The organism is Streptomyces sp. P17 (genome assembly GCF_032436805.1).
Lineage (GTDB): Bacteria > Actinomycetota > Actinomycetes > Streptomycetales > Streptomycetaceae > Streptomyces.
On sequence record NZ_JAVRBF010001233.1, the window covers coordinates 1 to 250 of the forward strand.

1 protein-coding gene is annotated in these 250 nt (G+C 57.2%); it reads right to left on the bottom strand.

Going from position 1 to position 250, the window contains the following annotated elements:
* The coding region (locus tag RMT89_RS44530; RefSeq protein WP_315889450.1) for a hypothetical protein at positions 1–190 on the bottom strand (190 nt) is incomplete at its 3' end.
* Between the last annotated feature and the right edge of the window lie 60 nt (positions 191–250).

The following is a 250-nucleotide window of genomic DNA, read 5'->3' on the forward strand; positions in this document are numbered from 1 at the left end:
TTGCGATTGCATTGATCCGTGAATTGCATTGACAGACCTCGCTTTCGAAGAGGTTGTGCCGCTGTGTGATGGAGGTGTTTTGAAGCACCGGCCCCGTGACAGGAGGCCGGTGCGGATGATAGCGCCGGCCGGGAGGGCCGGAGGCGGCAGGCCCGGCTATCCGGTTTTCCGAACGACGCAGGCGTTCCATCGTTCGGATTTCCGTGCCACCTTATGCATAAAAGTAAGGTCGATATAGGCGAATAAAGCA